General features: G+C 40.5%; 16 protein-coding genes. 4 read left to right on the top strand and 12 right to left on the bottom strand.

Annotated features, from left to right (window positions below; translation table 11 throughout):
* Positions 1-23: 23 nt before the first annotated feature.
* Both BLQ87_RS24555 and pdhA read right to left on the bottom strand, forming a co-directional pair.
* Positions 24-1,688 carry a pyruvate dehydrogenase complex dihydrolipoamide acetyltransferase gene (locus tag BLQ87_RS24555; RefSeq protein ID WP_074611578.1) on the bottom strand — a complete coding sequence of 555 codons (1,665 nt, stop codon included), beginning with the start codon at positions 1,686-1,688 and terminating at the stop codon, positions 24-26.
* Between the two features lie 30 nt (positions 1,689-1,718).
* Positions 1,719-2,714, bottom strand: a complete 996-nt coding sequence (gene pdhA / locus BLQ87_RS24550; RefSeq protein WP_074611577.1) for a pyruvate dehydrogenase (acetyl-transferring) E1 component subunit alpha — start codon at positions 2,712-2,714, stop codon at positions 1,719-1,721.
* A 228-nt stretch (positions 2,715-2,942) separates the two neighbouring features.
* Between pdhA and BLQ87_RS24545 the strand changes: the two genes are divergently transcribed.
* Together BLQ87_RS24545 and BLQ87_RS24540 are read left to right on the top strand one after the other, a co-directional pair.
* A complete protein-coding gene (locus BLQ87_RS24545) occupies positions 2,943-3,497 on the top strand; it encodes a C40 family peptidase (protein ID WP_073231909.1) in 555 nt (184 codons plus the stop codon).
* Between the two features lie 81 nt (positions 3,498-3,578).
* Positions 3,579-4,700 (top strand): CapA family protein, encoded by a 1,122-nt coding sequence (locus BLQ87_RS24540; protein WP_074611576.1) that lies wholly within the window; start codon positions 3,579-3,581, stop codon positions 4,698-4,700.
* Here BLQ87_RS24540 and BLQ87_RS24535 read toward each other — a convergent pair.
* Positions 4,697-4,885 (bottom strand): hypothetical protein, encoded by a 189-nt coding sequence (locus BLQ87_RS24535; RefSeq protein WP_245723921.1) that lies wholly within the window; start codon positions 4,883-4,885, stop codon positions 4,697-4,699. The genes BLQ87_RS24540 and BLQ87_RS24535 overlap by 4 nt on opposite strands.
* Positions 4,886-5,024: 139 nt before the next feature.
* Here BLQ87_RS24535 and BLQ87_RS24530 point away from each other — a divergent pair, with 139 nt between their 5' ends.
* Positions 5,025-5,963: an SPFH domain-containing protein gene (locus tag BLQ87_RS24530; RefSeq protein WP_074611575.1), complete on the top strand. Its 939-nt coding sequence runs from the start codon at positions 5,025-5,027 to the stop codon at positions 5,961-5,963.
* Positions 5,964-6,048: 85 nt separating this feature from the next.
* On the opposite strand, the gene BLQ87_RS24525 is transcribed toward BLQ87_RS24530, so the two are convergent.
* The 4 genes from BLQ87_RS24525 to BLQ87_RS24510 all read right to left on the bottom strand — a co-directional run bounded on the left by BLQ87_RS24525 (position 6,049) and on the right by BLQ87_RS24510 (position 10,822).
* Positions 6,049-8,223 (bottom strand): carboxy terminal-processing peptidase, encoded by a 2,175-nt coding sequence (locus tag BLQ87_RS24525; protein ID WP_317048292.1) that lies wholly within the window; start codon positions 8,221-8,223, stop codon positions 6,049-6,051.
* A 172-nt stretch (positions 8,224-8,395) separates the two neighbouring features.
* Complete coding sequence (locus BLQ87_RS24520; RefSeq protein ID WP_074611573.1) at positions 8,396-9,079, bottom strand: tetratricopeptide repeat protein; 684 nt, start codon at positions 9,077-9,079, stop codon at positions 8,396-8,398.
* A gap of 20 nt (positions 9,080-9,099) precedes the next feature.
* Positions 9,100-9,942 carry an isoaspartyl peptidase/L-asparaginase gene (locus tag BLQ87_RS24515; RefSeq protein ID WP_074611572.1) on the bottom strand — a complete coding sequence of 281 codons (843 nt, stop codon included), beginning with the start codon at positions 9,940-9,942 and terminating at the stop codon, positions 9,100-9,102.
* Between the two features lie 4 nt (positions 9,943-9,946).
* Entirely contained in the window at positions 9,947-10,822 is an 876-nt protein-coding gene (locus tag BLQ87_RS24510) for a cyanophycinase (RefSeq protein WP_074611571.1), read from the bottom strand.
* 270 nt (positions 10,823-11,092) lie between these two features.
* Here BLQ87_RS24510 and cphA point away from each other — a divergent pair, with 270 nt between their 5' ends.
* On the top strand, positions 11,093-13,708 hold the full coding sequence (gene cphA / locus BLQ87_RS24505; RefSeq protein ID WP_074611570.1) for a cyanophycin synthetase: 2,616 nt from the start codon (positions 11,093-11,095) through the stop codon (positions 13,706-13,708).
* A 363-nt stretch (positions 13,709-14,071) separates the two neighbouring features.
* Here cphA and BLQ87_RS24500 read toward each other — a convergent pair whose 3' ends face one another.
* The 5 genes from BLQ87_RS24500 to fumC are packed head-to-tail and all read right to left on the bottom strand — an operon-like array spanning position 14,072 to position 17,841.
* Positions 14,072-14,602 carry a DUF1543 domain-containing protein gene (locus tag BLQ87_RS24500; RefSeq protein WP_317048295.1) on the bottom strand — a complete coding sequence of 177 codons (531 nt, stop codon included), beginning with the start codon at positions 14,600-14,602 and terminating at the stop codon, positions 14,072-14,074.
* A 48-nt stretch (positions 14,603-14,650) separates the two neighbouring features.
* Positions 14,651-15,097, bottom strand: a complete 447-nt coding sequence (locus tag BLQ87_RS24495) for a low molecular weight protein-tyrosine-phosphatase (protein ID WP_074611568.1) — start codon at positions 15,095-15,097, stop codon at positions 14,651-14,653.
* A 5-nt stretch (positions 15,098-15,102) separates the two neighbouring features.
* Positions 15,103-15,909 (bottom strand): S1/P1 nuclease, encoded by an 807-nt coding sequence (locus BLQ87_RS24490; RefSeq protein ID WP_074611567.1) that lies wholly within the window; start codon positions 15,907-15,909, stop codon positions 15,103-15,105.
* Positions 15,910-15,929: 20 nt separating this feature from the next.
* Positions 15,930-16,424: a fumarate hydratase gene (locus BLQ87_RS24485; protein WP_074611566.1), complete on the bottom strand. Its 495-nt coding sequence runs from the start codon at positions 16,422-16,424 to the stop codon at positions 15,930-15,932.
* 19 nt (positions 16,425-16,443) lie between these two features.
* Positions 16,444-17,841, bottom strand: coding sequence for a class II fumarate hydratase (gene fumC / locus BLQ87_RS24480; protein ID WP_074611565.1), 1,398 nt, complete (start codon positions 17,839-17,841; stop codon positions 16,444-16,446).
* Positions 17,842-18,074 lie beyond the last annotated feature (233 nt).

Genomic DNA, 18,074 nt, shown 5'->3' with positions numbered 1-18,074 from the left:
GCTTTTCAGATTATTTAAATATTTTAAACCAATAATCTTACTGGTTCTTCTAACAATGCTTTTAGCGTTTGTAAGAAAGCAGATCCTGTTGCACCATCCACTACGCGGTGATCGCAACTTAAAGTTACCTTCATTACATTACCAGGAACTACTGCACCATTTTTAACCACCGGAACCTGAGAGATTCCTCCGATTGCAAGAATACAGGCATCTGGCGGGTTAATGATTGCTGTAAATTCATCAATTCCGAACATTCCTAAATTAGAAATGGTGAATGTTGAACCTTCCCAATCTGCAGGTTGTAATTTCTTTGCTTTAGCACGCTGCGCAAAGTCTTTAACTTCTGCTGAGATATGAGACAATGATTTACCATCTGCAAAACGAACTACAGGAACCAATAAACCATCTTCTACAGCTACAGCTACACCAATGTTCACATGCTCATTGTAACGGATCTTATCGCCCAACCATGAAGAGTTTACATTAGGGTGTTGTTTTAAAGCAATTGCTACTGCTTTTAACACCATATCGTTGAAAGAGATTTTAACAGGCGCATATTCATTGATTTTAGTACGGGCAGCAATTGCACCATCCATATCAATAGACATTGTTAAATAGAAATGCGGTGCTGTGAATAAGCTTTCAGATAAGCGTTTAGCAATTACTTTACGCATCTGGGTAACCGGTTTCTCTGTATATTTTTCTTCGCCAACAAATACAGGAATACTTACCTGAGCTTGTTTCTCCGCAGGAGCTGCTGAAGTTGTAGCTGCCGTTGTGGCCGCCACTGCTGCTGCAGGCTTGAAGTTCTCAATATCTTTTTTGATGATACGTCCGCCATCAGCACTACCTGCCACCTGAGCAAGGTCAATACCTTTGTCTTTCGCAATTCTCTTTGCTAAAGGAGATGCTTTTACACGATCTGAACCTTCAGCAGTTGCAGTTTCTGCTGCCACAGATGAAGCGCTTTCCGCTACCGGAGCGTCTGCTTTTTTATCTGCTGCAGGTTTTGCAGGAGCATCGCCTTGCGCAAGGATACCGCTGATGTCAGTCCCTTCAGGACCAACAATAGCAATAATACCGTTCACTTTAGCTGCTGCACCTTTTTCTACACCAATATGTAATAAAGTCCCATCTGCGTATCCCATTACTTCCATAGTTGCCTTATCGGTTTCTACATCAGCAAGGATATCATCATTTTTAATTTTATCACCAACTTTTTTATGCCATTCTGCAATTACGCCTTCAGTCATGGTATCACTTAGCAAAGGCATTCTTACAACAGTAACGCCCATTTTTTCTAAATCTGCATCAGTGATCCCTGCCGCAGCAGTTGCTTCTTTTTTATCTTCAGCAGGTTTTCCAGCCGGAGCAGCTTCTGCTGCCGGTTTTGCTTCTGCCGCTGGCGCCGCAGCACCTTCAGCGTCTAATGCTGCTTTATAATCTTCACCTTCTTTACCTATGACTGCAATAACCGCGTCAACAGGAACAGCTTGACCTTCTTCTACACCAATGTATAATACGGTACCGTCCCAATATGACTCTAAATCCATGGTCGCCTTATCGGTTTCCACTTCGGCCATTACATCGCCACTTTTAACTTTATCGCCAACTTTTTTATGCCACTTCGCCATCACACCTTCGGTCATGGTATCGCTCATTTTGGGCATTCTAACTATTTCAGCCATTCTATATTATTAAATGAAATGCGTTCTAAATTAATCTAGTACGTAAGGATAATCCTGTTGTACATAAACATCTTGATATAATTCTGATTCTTCCGGCCAAGGTGACTCTTCCGCAAATTTAACAGCATCATCGACAATTTGTTTCACTTTAGCTTCAATCTCTTCAATCCATGCCTGATCAGCATATTTTTCCTGAAGGATTGTCTCTCTTACAGCTTCAATAGGATCTTTAGTTTTGTAAGATTCTAATTCGTCTTTAGAACGATATTTAGCAGGATCAGACATCGAGTGACCGCGGTAACGGTAAGTTCTGATCTCCAGGAAGGTTGGTCCGTCACCATTTCTTGCACGTTGAGCAGCTTCGTCCATTGCAGTGTGAACTGCTACAGGATCCATTCCGTCTACCGGTGCACATGGCATATCAAAACCTAAACCTATTTTATATATATCAGTCATGTTTGTGGTACGCTCAACAGAGGTTCCCATTGCATAACCATTATTCTCACAAACAAAGATGACAGGAAGTTTCCATAACATCGCCATATTAAAGGCTTCGTTTAAAGCACCCTGACGAACGGCTCCATCACCCATGTAACAAACATTTAAGTTTTTAGTGCCTTTATATTTCTCAGCGAAAGCGATACCTGCTCCTAATGGGATCTGTCCACCAACGATACCGTGTCCACCGTAAAAGTTATGTTCTTTGCTAAACATGTGCATAGAACCACCTTTTCCTTTAGAACATCCGGTAGCTTTACCATACATTTCTGCCATAATACTGTTAGCACTCACACCTTTTGCTAAAGCATGTGCATGATCGCGGTAGGCAGTGATCATAGAATCTTCTGGTTGTAGTGCCGAAATAGCTCCTGCTACCACAGCTTCCTGACCTATGTATAGGTGACAAAAACCACGGATTTTCTGTTGTCCGTATAATTGACCTGTTTTCTCTTCGAACTTGCGCATCAGCAACATCGACTCAAACCACTTCAGATAGGTATCTTTATTAATTTCTACTGCACTCATTTTTGGGTATTGGTTTTTATTTACAAGAGCAAATCTACTTTTTTATTGCAACATATAGAAGAAATACATGTAAAATGAACACTAAGGTTACATAAAATGTGGATAACTTTTAGATTTAAACATTTTACATTTGGATAACATTTGTAAAATACATAGTTTTGGCACCGGACAATAAGCCCCAAGTGGTGTACGTTTAAGTGTAAGTGTCTATTACCCAAACTTAATAGTATGATAAAAAAATTTTTGTTTTCTACCCTCATTGTCTCGTGCAGCCTTTCTGCCGTTCACGCACAGACAAAAACAAAAGAAACCAATAAATTAGAAGATCCTGATAATTTAGCTTCACAATATTTTTCTCAGGTAATGGGTGTTGCGGTAGATGCAACCTCTAACATCAAACTCTACAAATTCATTTATGAATGGATTGGCACTCCTTACCGTTTTGGAGGAAATACCAAGAGAGGCATTGATTGTTCTGCTTTCACAAAAGCGATTTACGATAAAGTTTTCAACACCACCATACTCCGCAATTCACGTGATATCTTTAGCATGGTAGATCCATTGCCAAAGGATGAACTAAAAGAAGGAGATCTGGTATTCTTTAAGATCAAAAGCCGCAGCATTACGCATATCGGCATTTACCTTGGAGATAACCGCTTCGCTCATGCATCTTCCAGTCGTGGAGTCGTGATCAGCAATTTAAACGAACCTTATTATTCCCGGTATTTTTACAAAGGTGGCAGAATTCTCGATCCTGTAAAAAATGACCTGATTGAGGAGTAAGCCTCAGCAAACTAAAAATATATTGAGTCCTCCTAATTTTTAGGAGGACTTTTTTTATGACAAAGCACTACCTCTAAACAAATGAAATTCTCAAACACCATTGCCCTTGCACTTTCCTCAGTTATATTTATGTTCAGCTGCCAGGGAAACAGCGCCAGTGTCCCTCAACAACTCAAATCAGACACGACCAGGCAAACGATAAAAAAAGATACACTTTCCATTACAGACACGATTTCTATTACTGCGGTTGGAGATATGATGCTGGGATCGGCTTTCCCCGACAAAGCTAACCTCCCGGCCGACGACGCCATCAACAGTTTCAAAGAAGTGGATCGCTTTCTAAAAGGAGACATCATTTTCGGAAATCTGGAAGGTTGTTTACTCGACAATGGGAAATCCACTAAATGTAGCGACCCTAACAGCAATAGCTGTTTCGCTTTCAGAATGCCGGAACGGTATGCTGGTATCTTCAAAAAAGCAGGTTTTAACCTCTTCAGCGTGGCCAACAACCACGTGGGAGACTTTGGCAAAAAAGGCCGGACAAGGACTACCGAAATCCTGGATTCTCTTCAGATTAATTACGCAGGTCTTCAATCTCACCCTTTTAAAATTTTTGAAAAAGACAGTGTGAAATATGCGTTCTGTGCTTTTGCGCCCAATGAAAATACGGTTTCCATCAATAAGATCGATAGTGCAAAAGAATTTGTAGCACGGTTAAAAAAACAGGTAGATATTGTCATTGTCTCTTTTCATGGTGGTGGAGAGGGTGCGAAATTTGAGCATGTACCCCGAAAAAATGAAATCTTTTACAAAGAAAACAGAGGTAATGTTTACAAATTTGCCCATTCAGTAATTGATGCAGGAGCAGATATCGTGATAGGACATGGCCCCCATGTAACGAGAGCAGTAGAAGTTTATAAAAATAAATTTATTGCTTATAGCCTCGGTAACTTCTGTACCTATGGAATGTTTAGTTTAAAAGGCCCCAATGGCATTGCTCCACTGATGCAGATTAAGCTCAATGGCAAAGGAGATTTTCTCTATGCAGACGTCGTATCCGTAAAACAGGATAAATCAACCCGTCTGACCCTGGATGAAAACTATGGCGCATTCAAAAAAATAAAGTTTCTTACAGATACAGATTTTCCGGGTCATCGCCTTGATTTCTCAGAAAACGGACATATTGAATTGAAAAATAACTAAGCCTCGTCTTTTGTATTTTTCACCAGTCCGATTCCCGAAACAAAGAAAATCAGACCAATAATAGCCGCTACAATCAGCTCTCTGGTTTGCAGGCTATGTTTAATAAACCCGTAACCGGCATAAATTAGGCCTATAATCCCTAAAATAGTTAGAATAGTTCCAAAAGTGCGTTTAACATTCATCATATTTTAGTTTAAGTTCAACTCATCAATGCAAAATCTATGCCCCATCGTTCTTCTCCCTATAAAATAATTTTGCCTCCACCATACGGCAGGAATTCTTTGTATCTTGAAGAAGTTATTTTTTAATCAAAAACCCATACTTATGGACTATACATCTTACATTTTCGTATTCATTGTTCTTGTTGTTCTGGTCAGCTCTTTTGTTACGGTAAAACAAGGAACGATTGCCGTGATCACCATCTTTGGGAAATACCGACGCCTGCTAAGACCGGGACTGAGCCTAAAGATTCCTTTAGTTGAAAACATTCATTCCAGAATTTCGATTCAGAATCGTTCTGTTGAACTTTCTTTCCAGGCGGTAACACAGGATCAGGCAAACGTCTATTTCAAGGCTATGCTGCTTTATTCAGTCCTTAATCATGATGAAGAAACCATTAAGAATGTAGCGTTTAAGTTTGTAGACTCTACCAACCTGATGCAGGCCTTGATCCGTACGATCGAAGGATCGATTCGCGCATACGTAGCCACTCAGCGTCAGGCCAATGTTTTGGCGCAAAGGAATGAAATCGTTGACCATGTAAAACATCAGATTGACCAGGTACTGGAAAGCTGGGGTTATCACCTCCAGGATTTGCAGTTGAACGACATCACCTTTGATGAGGAGATCATGCGTTCCATGAGCAGAGTGGTGGCTTCAAACAATTTAAAAGCCGCTGCAGAGAATGAAGGTCAGGCTTTACTGATTACCAAAACAAAAGGCGCAGAAGCAGATGGTAATGCCATCAAAATTGCCGCAGCTGCGGAAAGAGAAGCTGCCCAGTTACGCGGGCAAGGTATTGCGTTATTCCGCGCAGAAGTTGCACACGGGATGACTAAAGCAGCCCAGGAAATGGAAGAAGCAAACCTTGATATTTCCGTGATCCTCTTCACGATGTGGACAGAATCTATTAAACATTTTGCAGAGAATAGCGATGGCAATGTGGTATTCCTTGATGGTTCCACAGAGGGAATGAATAAAACCATGAAAGAAATGATGGCCATGCAAATCCAGAAGAACCGAGACGATAAGCCGGCGAAATAAGCAAATAATAAAGACATAAAAAAAGAGTTCATCAGCTGATGAACTCTTTTTTTATGTCTGAACTACTGCTCAGTCTCGAATTTATCTAGTTAAATCCGCCTTTAACTTTCACCAATTCTGCTTTATTGGGATTGGTAAATCTCATTAAGTCTGCCATTATCTGTAAGCTTTCATCTTCAATGAAATCAAAGTTTTCTTCCTTCTTGATCTTATCTCCTTTTTTAACAGGGGCCAAACCTTTAGCTGCTCTTAACTGATTAATTCTGGCAAGTGATTTCGTCTCCAGACTATCACGTTCTGCTTTCAGTTTCGTTTCATTTAACGTCACTGATACTTCTCCTTCGCGTTTTTTAACATCAGCAATATCTTGTTCCAATGTTTTATAATCTAATGAATTTGCCATTCTTGCCTGATGAAGTTTCATCAATTCCGGTTTCAATGGATTCAGGTCCGCTACCGCCTTGAAATTAGATCGTTGTACTTCGTCCCAAGGCAAGGCCGAAGGTTCCGTATCTTCTCCAATTTTATTCAAAGGGTAAAGTGAAGGAAACTGAATATCAGGCATTACCCCTTTATGTTGCGTGCTACTTCCGGTTACACGATAAAACTTAGCCATCGTTAAGTTGATCTGTCCCAATTGAACCGGCGCACCGTTTTTCCCATCAACGGTTTTAATTGTTGTCTTCGCATCTTTACTGACTAAAGCAGCAATTCTTTGCAAAATAGATGGATTTACCAACCTGTTCAAGTCTATTGAGGATTGCACAGTTCCTTTACCATAAGTTTGTGTTCCCATGATTATTCCTCTTCCGTAATCCTGAATAGCACCGGCAAAGATCTCGGATGCAGAAGCACTCAGACGATCCACCATCACTCCAAACGGACCACTCCAGGCAACGCCTGCGTTGGTATCCTCACTTACCTCAACACTGTTCTTAATGTCTTTTACCTGCACTACCGGTCCTTTATCAATAAACAAACCCGTCAGATCAATTGCTTCTACCAATGAACCACCACCATTGGCACGTAAGTCCATCACAATCGCATCTACTTTATCTTTATTCTTTAAGGTATCAATCAGTAACTTCACATCACGGGTTGTGCTTTTATAGTTCGGATCACCAGCATTCGCCGCTTTGAAATCTGCATAAAAGGCAGGAACCCTAATGATTCCGATTTTATAAGATTTGCCATCCGACTGAATTGTCTTTACTGTCTTTTTGGCCGATTGATCTTCCATCACGATCCTTTCTCTTGTCAATTCAATGATGACAGGCTTAGAAGAAAGCTCACGCCCTACAGGGATGATTTTCAACCTGACCTTAGTTCCTTTAGGCCCTTTTATCTTAGCAACAGAATTATCGATTCTCCATCCGATGATGTCTTCAAATTCACCAGCTCCCTGAGCTACGCCCACAATTCTGTCGCCGGCACTTAGGAGCTTGCTTTTGAAGGCTGGTCCACCCGGAATGATCTCTTCAATTTTAAGAATATCATTATCCTGTCTCAGTCTCGCACCGATTCCCTCAAACGAACGGGCCATATCTTCATTGAACTGCTGCGCATTTGCCGGATTAAAATAATTGGTATGCGGATCGATGGTTTCTGTAAAGGCGTCCATAATCGTCTGAAATACATCCTGGTTATTTACCTTCGACGCCTGCGATTTTAGACTTTCATATCTTTTAGTTAATGTTTCTATATTTTTTGCCGGAGTTGCTCCCGCAATCTTCAGATTTACAAGGTCATATTTCACCTTTTTTTTCCAGACATCATTAAGTCCTGCAACAGATGTGATCCATGGCATTTTCTCTCGGTCAAACACATAGGTATCGTCCTGGGTAAAATCATATTTCGTCTTTACCTGTGAAAGCGTATAGGTAAGCCATTCATTATATCGTTTTAGATATACATTAAAGATGTAGAAAGGCGCACTCAGATCACCATTTCTGAAGTCATCATCCAATGAATTCCTAAATTGCTCAAAATCTTTAATGTCAGAAGCCAGAAAATAGTACTTATAAGGATCCAGGTCCTTAATGTACTTATCCAGGATTAATGAGGAAATAGAATCATTTAGCTTTATCTTTTTATAATTGTAGTTTTCGATCAGTCCAACAACCTCTTTAACTACGAGAGCCTGTCTTTCATCCGGCACAATATTACTTACGCCCTTCACTAATTGTTGTGGCTTCGGGGCAGCAGCCTGGCACGCAAGTACAGCCGCAGTAAAGGCCACCAGTAATGTTCTTTTTAACATCTCTTTGAATAATTTAAAATCCATTTTGTAATGCACAACTAATATGATACCAATATCACTAATAAACAGAAAAGAGACAGTAATATTACCGTCTCTTTTCTGTAAACTTATCAAAAGTAATTAAAAATTCTATACAAAAAACAATAGGTCCGAGATAATTTCACACCCCGACCTACGACTTCTTAACCGTTAGTTTAGAAGGAATTAAGGATTTCACTTCCTTAATCTTATTTTTAAATTGAGTCGTATTTGACGATTTGGCCAATAATTCAGCTCTGTTAATATCTCTTAAAGCAAGGGTGTATTCCTTTTTCTTGATTTTCACCTGAGCAATACCAAGAACAGATTCAATATAAGCATTATTGTTGTTTACCTGCTTCGCCAAAATTCCCTGCTGTGTGTAAAACCATAAAGATTGTGTCAGTTTATTTGCAGCAAAATAAATCCTTCCCAATTGATAGTAAGATTCCATTTGCCCTGTTTTACTTCCAATACGGGAATAGTTCTTTAATGCAACATTCAGGATTACCTGTTCTGCTTCTCCATAATGGCTCATCAGAAAATGAACATTTCCTAACCTTAACAATGCTTCTCCATAGCGAACAAACAGTTTAGAGCTGTTATATTCAAATGCTGCTTTACCAAATAAAGTGAGGGCATCATTCAAATCGCCTCTTTTTTCGTTTTTTACAGCCTCAGCAAAATAAGTATTTCCATCTGCTTCTTCCAGACTGGAAGTCACAATATTTATTGCTCCGCTGGTCACCGGAGGCTCTTGTGGTAGAAAAGTATTGGTTTGTGTCATCGCCCTCCCTGAAAATAACAGGCAAATGATTACTAAACAAATTTTGTTCATCCGATAAAGATATAACAAATTTAGTTAAACACCTGTAAACTACCGTCAAAAGCAGCCCAGACCATATAAGGATGGGAGTCAGTATGATAAACCTCTCCTTTGGAGGAGATTCCGATTACCCCTGCAAAACCATCAAAAGTTTTTAATTCTGCAAAGGATTTATCGCTTGCATCTTTCAAGGTAAATCCATCTGTAACACGCGTCACAATCTTCGCCGCAAGCGCTGTGCTTACAATATCTTCACCAACCCCGGTACAGGAAATACCTGCATATTCGTTTGCAAAATTTCCCGCAACAGTAGCGGAATCACTCACACGACAGGGAATTTCAAATCCTTTTCCTCCGGTAGACGTTGCTGCAGCCAGATTTCCATCTGCATCTAGCGCGACACACCCAACAGTGCCTATCCTGCTGGATTGAGCTAGTTTTTGTTCATATTCCCGTTGTCTCTGTGGAATAATGGGATTGAAAAAATCAAAACCATGGTCACGTGCAAAATCCAGAGCCCCGCCTCCACTAAGAACTTTATCCTCGTAGTTTAGCAACTGCTCAGCAACCTGAATTGGGTTTTTGACATTTTCAATATTGATTACACCGCTAAATTTTTGGCTTTTACCATCCATCAATGAGGCACTTAGCCGCACCTTCCCATCACTTTGAATCTGGGATCCCAGTCCGGCGTTAAATAGTTCATTATCTTCCAGCAGGCCAACTGCATAAATAACAGTTTCTAATGCCGTATGTGTCTGTAAATAGGTATAAGATTGACTCACAATTGCCGATAAGGCATCTTGCTTTGCTTTTTTAGTTTCCTGGTTGGTTCCAGACTCACTAAAAAATCCACCGTGAATGATTATTTTCATTGATTTAATCTATTGGAACAACCTTCGGGTGGTGAATGGTCAGTTTATGTGCAGTAAGGTCATAAATGTCTCCATCACACATCACATGGACGGTCATATTGTTAATAGAAACAGGTTGCCCCATATCCACATCAGTAAGGTTCGTATCGGCCATATTTCTGCCATCCACCAGGATAACCATTCCGGACCCGATGGCTTCCATAATGTTACCATTTGAAATATATAAGCCTGTATCTTCGCCAAGGCCAATCCCAAGGATTCCGGGATTACTTGCCGTAGCATATAAAAGCCTGCCTATTCTGCCACGCTGTACAAAATGGGTATCTACGATTACGCCGTCAATAAAGCCCAGTCCACCGGTGATCTTAACTTCTCCTTTCAATAACGCATCTTTACTGCTTCCCTGATAGATCATATTTTTAGAACTAGCCGCAGCCCCGGCAGAAGTTCCGGCTATCACTACCGGTTCATCCTGGTATTTATCCAAAAGAATCTGATGAATAGCAGTGCCCCCAAATATGGACGACAAGCGCAATTGATCACCACCGGTAAAAATGATGACGTCTGCCGCCTTTACACGACCGCTGTTTTCTTCAGAATTCGCCTGCTCACGGCTATTGATATTTAAAACGCCTACATCCTGGACATCCAACTGCCCGAAAGCTTTGATATATTCTTCTCCAACCCTTTCCGGAACCAGGGATGCTGTAGTAATGATCTCGAAACGAGATGCCGTTCCCTTTAATGATTCCGTTGTAATTTTCTTTAAAATACCTCTTTCAAAAAAGTTCATATTCTGGGGCAATCCAAAAGTTGTCTCTGTGAAACTTCCTGTATTAATTGCACCGCCTATAATTATTAGTTTACCCTTTGGAGTCATCTTAAATCTTTACATTTCCTATAATTCCAAATATATATGCATTAGCCTAATATCAAGGAATTATTTATCAATATTACACCCTTATTAACAATTTCCTGTAGAGTTATCCCCCATCAATCCCTTGCTTAAAATATATTCCTAACATTTAACGGGCCAATAGCGGAACTTTCGAAAAATATTTATACTTTAATCTCTCCATTGACCTTATCAAATTAGCTACTAACAGTTCCCGTAATATGGTCACTACCAACACAAAATAACCAATCTAGAATGAAAATATTAGGCATACAGGTGCTACGAGGACCAAACATATGGTCTATAAACAGAAAAAAGTTAATTCAAATGCGCCTTGACCTGGAGGAGATGGAGCAAAATCCGACCAATGTAATTGATGGATTTGCAGAAAGGATTGAAAAATTAATACCAAGTCTATACACACACCGTTGTTCAAAAGGGGCACCTGGAGGATTCCTGATGAGGATTCAGGAAGGTACCTGGATGGGGCATGTAATCGAACATATTGCATTAGAAATTCAAACGCTTGCTGGAATGGATACCGGCTTTGGCAGAACCCGGCAAACGAAAACAGACGGCATCTACAATGTCGTATTTAGCTATCTGGAAGAAAAGGCTGGTCTATATGCTGCAGAAGCTTCTGTAAGGATTGCAGAAGCGCTCATCAATGGAACGGATTACGATCTGGAACACGACATTCACCGCATGCGCGAGCTAAGGGAGCTGGAGCGTCTTGGGCCAAGTACAGGCTCTATCGTTAATGAAGCCATTTCTAGACACATCCCCTGGATCCGATTGAACAAGAGTTCGCTGGTACAGCTGGGATATGGAAAGAATCAAGTTCGTTTCCGCGCCACGATGACTGAGAAGACAAATTCAATCGCAGTTGACATTGCCTGTAACAAGGACGAAACAAAGAGACTATTGCAGGACTCTGCCATCCCCGTTGCAAAAGGTGTAACCATATCCGACCCTAATGACCTTGCCGATGCCATTCGAAAAGTAGGATATCCATTGGTATTTAAACCCCTTGATGGAAACCATGGAAAAGGAGCGACCATCAATGTAAAAACGGATGAAGCCGCCAAAGAAGCCTTTGAGTATGCACAAAACTATTCCAGGAAAGTCATCATTGAGCGCTTCATTAACGGCTATGATTTTAGAATTCTGGTGATCGATCATAAAATGGTTGCTGCAGCACTTCGTGTCCCTGCACATGTGACCGGAAATGGTCAGCTAACGATTCAGCAACTTATTGATAAAGAAAATACAGATCCCAGAAGAGGCTATGGTCATGAGAATGTGTTAACGGAGATCACAGTAGACCGAGACACATTAGACCTTCTGGCAAAAAAGGAATATACACTGGAAACGATCCCTTCACAAGGAGAAATTGTCTACCTCAAATCTACTGCAAATTTAAGTACCGGTGGGACCTCCATTGATGTGACGGATCTTGTCCATCCACAAAATGTATTTATCAGTGAACGGATCTCCAGAGTAATCGGACTGGACATATGTGGGATTGATATCATGGCAGAGAATCTGACACAGCCCTTAACCGAAAATGGAGGCGTGGTACTGGAAGTAAATGCAGCTCCCGGTTTTAGAATGCACCTGGCCCCAAGTGAAGGCCTCCCAAGAAACGTTGCCGCTCCGGTAATTGATATGCTTTACCCTCCTGGAAAATCTGCGATAATTCCAATTATCGCCGTAACCGGAACCAATGGAAAAACCACCACTACAAGGCTAATTGCCCATATTGTTAAAAGTAACGGAACCAGGGTTGGTTTTACCACATCAGACGGGATCTATGTACAGAATACCATGCTGATGAAAGGGGATACTACCGGCCCTGTGAGTTCAGAATTTATACTCAGAGATCCTACCGTAGAATTTGCCGTTCTGGAAACCGCAAGAGGCGGAATTCTGAGGGCAGGACTGGGTTTCAACAGATGCGATATAGGCGTCATTACTAATATTCAGGCCGACCATTTAGGCATCTCCGACATCCATACCCTTGACGATCTCGCCAGAGTAAAAGGAGTTGTTATTGGTGCGGTGAAAAGAAGTGGCTGGGGCGTTTTAAATGCAGACAATAAATACTGTATTAAAATTGCAGCCAATGCAGAATGTAACGTTGCCTACTTCAGTATGGATGAAAACAATCCTGTGATTGTGGAGCATTGTAAAAAAGGAGGAATAGCTGCCATCTATGAAAACGGCTATATCACAATCAAAAAAGGCGACTGGAAAATTAGGGTAGAGAAAGTAACCCACGTTCCATTGACCTTTGGTGGTAGTGTTGATTTTATGATTCAGAATGTGCTCGCGGCAACACTTGCGACCTTCCTTTGGGGTTATAAGATTGAAGACATTCGCATGTCTCTGGAAACATTTATTCCTTCCGCAGCGCAAACGCCAGGCAGGATGAATACCTTTAAATTCAAAGAATTCCAAATCATGGTCGACTTTGCTCATAATCCTGATGGGTATAGCGGCATTAAGTCGTATTTAAAGACCATTGATGCAACAGAACATGTCGGCGTCATCTCTGCTACTGGCGACAGAAGAGATTCAGACATTAGAGAGACTGCAAAAATTGCTGCTCAAATGTTCAATAAGATCATTATCTGTCAGGAGAAATACCTGCGTGGCCGAAACCAGCAAGAGCTAATTGACTTACAGATTGGAGCTATTCGCGAGATTAATCCGGATATGGATATCATCATTAACAATAGTGGCGATGATTGTCTTAAATATATTATTGCTACTGCTCGCTCAGGTTCATTTATCACCATTTTAAGTGACACTATAGACGAAGCGATCATTAAGGTCTCTGACTACCTGGATAAAGAATTCGGAATGTAATAAGAAGACACTTATCTTTTGAAATGCCCCATAAAGTTAATTTATTGGGGCATTTTTTTTAGAGTTCCTGTTAAAAAAGAAGCCATTACTATTCAAAGGCTGGAACCTTTGCCCTGAAGAGGGCAAAATTCCTATGCCTTTTCTTAGAACGGCTTCTTTTTTTTGAAATTAAGGTCTAAATCACAGCTGGTCATCAAACCGATCACTAGAATGATCAAATTAAAAATCCTGCACGTTTATACCCTCTGTAAGAGCGGTACAAATGTGCAGGATTAAAAAAAGAGGAGTTTCTTTGAAGACATTCGAATATTTGCCCTCCAGCAAATATTCGGGGATGAAAAGAGACTCCTCTTTTTTAAAGTATTATATTTTACTGAATTTCAGATAACCGAGATTGATCTCATCTTTTGGTAGCCCTTTGGTAAGCTCAATCTTCAGGTCATACTGAAGTTTCAGTTCATCAGAAAGAACATCAACGATTTCAAAAGCATCATCTATATCTACTCCATATTTATCATCTATGTGAGAAGTTGCTCCTTCAAAACCGGTGTGTTTATAAAATGCCGTTTGCTTTGCCTGCTGAATGGCTGAAGCCTTATCCGCGGCGACAATTAGCATTTTATAATGCGGTTCATCAAACTCCCCAGGCTTATACCCACCAAGATTCATAAAGAATAAATGGTTGGTTTGATTGGGGATGCTTCCTTTAGCCACCACCTGTATTTGGTAACCATCTACTTCGGTTACTTCACGCCAGGCATCTACATGAATTTTCTCCCCCGCTTCAGGCCAGAAATCAAGAATCTCCTGTTTCAAATCCTTTAATGAATCCGCGATAGAAAAAAACATATCGTGTTGTTCAATGCGACGGGGTGGCGGTGTGCAACCGAGCATCAACATAAATAATTTGGGTGACTGCATCGAATTAGGCATTTTTCTTCTTTAATTATTGGCTTTGATCTCCTCGATTAGTTGCTTACAGCGTTCTTCAATTTGTAGAAATACAGGCTCAAAAAGCCGCTCATCAAAGTAAGGGTCAGCAACTTCAAGGTCTTCTGGAAGGAACAGGGACACTTTTTCTCGGTGTTCCTGTTCCCTGGCCAGCTTAAGTACATCTTTTAAATTACTCTGATCCATCACCAGAATCAGGTCAAATTCATCGAAGTAATTTTTGTTAAAGTGTCTGGCTCTTTGCTTAGAAATATCATAACCAAATCTTCGGGCAACAGAAATACTTCTTTTGTCGGCAGGCTCATTTATATGCCAGTCTCCTGTACCGGCAGAAGCGATCTCCCAGCCTAGTTCCTGTTCATCGACTAAATGACGCATGATCCCTTCTGCTAAGGGAGAGCGGCAGATATTGCCTAAACAAACCATTAGGATTTTCATTTATATTAATTATAGATGTCGTTAAGGATATTCGCAAGACATACACCACCTTTTAACAATTGAGTGTTTAAAAGTTCCAGAAAGTCGAAGTTGTACCTATAGCTCAATTTATCTTCTGGCTTGGTACTTGCATATATTTTATTGCAGGCTTCGTAGGACCCATAAACGTAATCTTTTAACGAACTGCTTTTCCATTCTGTTAGTTGACCTTCAGAAGGATGGTTAATGGCAGCTGTATATTCTGTATAACTCAATTGCTGATAATCAATCAGTCCTTCGTCCCAAACTTTATGCAGATTAGATTTTTCACCGAACCAGGTTACATACACTTTGTTTCCTCCCAGATCTTCTTTGCGCGCTGTATGCATTGGCTGGTTTAAATCGCCAACCAAATGGACAAGCATTCGCATGGCCAGTCTTTTCTGATCTGCGGTACTTTGAGGATTTTTCAGCACAGATACCATTTCAGGAATCTTGTTGTAAACATTTGGACCATGATCCGTATCCAGGAAGTTGAAAACTCCTTGTTTGTCAAGGTCAGCAGGAAGGTTTACAAAGTGCCAGTTGTACAGATAATTATAGGCGGTATCGGATTTAATGAAATCTCCCCATGTACTCGCCATGGCCAGACTTTCCGTACCTAAAACTCCCTTGACACCTTGAAGTGCCCTGCTTGTAAGGTGTGCCTCGGCAACCTGTCCAACGATTCTGTGGCCAAGCATTCCCCATGCACTGGCGTTTAGTGGAAGGTAGGCCATTACCGCAATGGTTAAGGCAACCCTCATTGATTTGTTGATTGATTTGATTTTCATAAGAACGTATTTTAAAAGGTTTATAGCGCTTTGGGTTTACAAATAATTTTCTCTTTCAAAACCAGGTTGCATTCTCTTTGGTCACTCGCACTTTGAAGGAATAGCTTATTGGGCTCAAAGGACTTAATATAAAAGCTTTTGATATACCTCCCAATCTGATAACAACCGGAAATCTTTTGTTTATAGTTGGCTTTGGTATAAGTACCTTCCAGAATCAGGCTGTCATTACGAACCTCATAAACTCCTTTAGCATACTCTTTCCAAACGCCGTTATTAAAACAGGAATCAGGATAGTAGTTTACTTTAGAATGCGTGGTTAAGTCTACATAGAATGAATCGCAGGTAAACTTAAATTTATGCTGCGTATAATTCAGCAACTTCCCGGCATTGGGGATACTATCCTGATTCCAAACACCCTGCAAAAAAGCCTCACCCTTCCCTTGTACATTAGGCAACCTGCTACACGAAGCGAACAGGCCTGAAATGAGTAAAAGGGAACTTATCAATCTCCACATATCGGGGTATTTTTATAAATTATTTTAAACTTCCGACCATATCTTCCGGACGAACCCATTCATCAAACTGTTCGCCAGTCAGCAAACCAAGCTCAACAGCCGCTGCACGTAATGTTTTGTTTTCTTTATGTGCTTTTTTTGCAATTTTTGCTGCGTTCTCGTAACCTACATGAGGATTCAACGCCGTCACTAACATCAGAGAGTTTTCTAAATGTTTCTTAATTTCAGGAAGGTTGGGCAAGATACCTTCGGCACATTTATCATTAAATGAGACACAGGCATCTCCAATCAGGCGACCTGATTGTAATACATTTGCTGCGATTACCGGTTTGAAAACATTCAGTTCAAAATGACCATTGCTTCCACCGATTCCAACAGTAACGTCATTACCCATTACCTGAGCACATACCATAGTCAATGCTTCCGGTTGTGTCGGATTAACTTTACCTGGCATAATAGAAGATCCTGGCTCATTGTCAGGAATGATGATTTCACCGATTCCACAACGAGGTCCAGAGCTTAACATTCTTACATCATTGGCCACTTTCATTAGAGAAACTGCAGTGCGTTTATACGCGGCAGACAATTCTACCATCGCATCATGAGCTGCAAGGGCCTCAAATTTATTTGGAGCAGTTATAAAAGGAAGACCTGTTAATTCTGCAATTTTCTGAGCAACCAGCACATCGTATCCTTTTGGGGTATTTAAACCTGTACCTACGGCAGTACCACCGAGAGCCAGTTCACTGATCATAACCAATGCATTTTTGATTGCTCTGATGCTATTGTCAATTTGCTGAACATACCCGGAAAATTCCTGGCCTAAAGTAAGTGGGGTTGCATCCATAAAATGGGTGCGTCCTGTCTTAACAATGGTGCTGAATTCTGTAACTTTCTTTTCTAAAGTATTGCGTAATTTCTCTAATCCTGGAATGGTAATTTCTACCGCTTGTTTGTAAGCTGCAATGTGCATTGCAGTAGGATAAGTATCATTAGATGATTGAGATTTATTCACATCATCATTAGGATGCAATACCTTTTTTTCATCCGCAAGGTCGCCACCATTTAAAACATGGGCACGGTAAGCAATCACTTCATTTGCGTTCATGTTACTTTGGGTTCCTGAGCCCGTTTGCCAGATCACCAAAGGAAATTGTTCATCTAAAGCACCTGCGATCACCTCATCACAAGCTTTTGCAATTAAATCTGCTTTTTCTGCCGTCAATACACCTAATTCTGTATTCGCTAAGGCCGCTGCTTTTTTAAGGTAACCAAAAGCATGTATAATTTCCTTTGGCATAGATGCCTCAGGCCCTATTTTAAAATTATTACGTGAACGTTCAGTCTGAGCCCCCCAATATTTATCGGCAGGTACCTGCACTTCACCCATGGTATCGTGTTCGGTTCTAAAATTCATAGAGTTAAATATTTTATTTCACAAATTTAGGCTTTTTATACTTTTAAAAGGGGCATTATTGTCAGATGTTTAATACAGTTCAAAAAAAGCAATAAATCTATCCTAAAGCCCTCATTTCAGTTTCTAAATGCATCACAAAAAACGGATCTACAGGATTACGTCAGCTAAAAAACAAAACATTCTGAAAACAAAGCTCCTAATTAACAATGTTTAAAACTCTTTTGCGTTTAAAG

It is taken from the genome of Pedobacter steynii, from assembly GCF_900103665.1.
In the GTDB taxonomy this organism is placed as follows: domain Bacteria; phylum Bacteroidota; class Bacteroidia; order Sphingobacteriales; family Sphingobacteriaceae; genus Pedobacter; species Pedobacter steynii.
The sequence above is the reverse complement of the archived record's forward strand: the minus strand, read 5'-3'. Positions and strand labels throughout refer to the sequence as shown.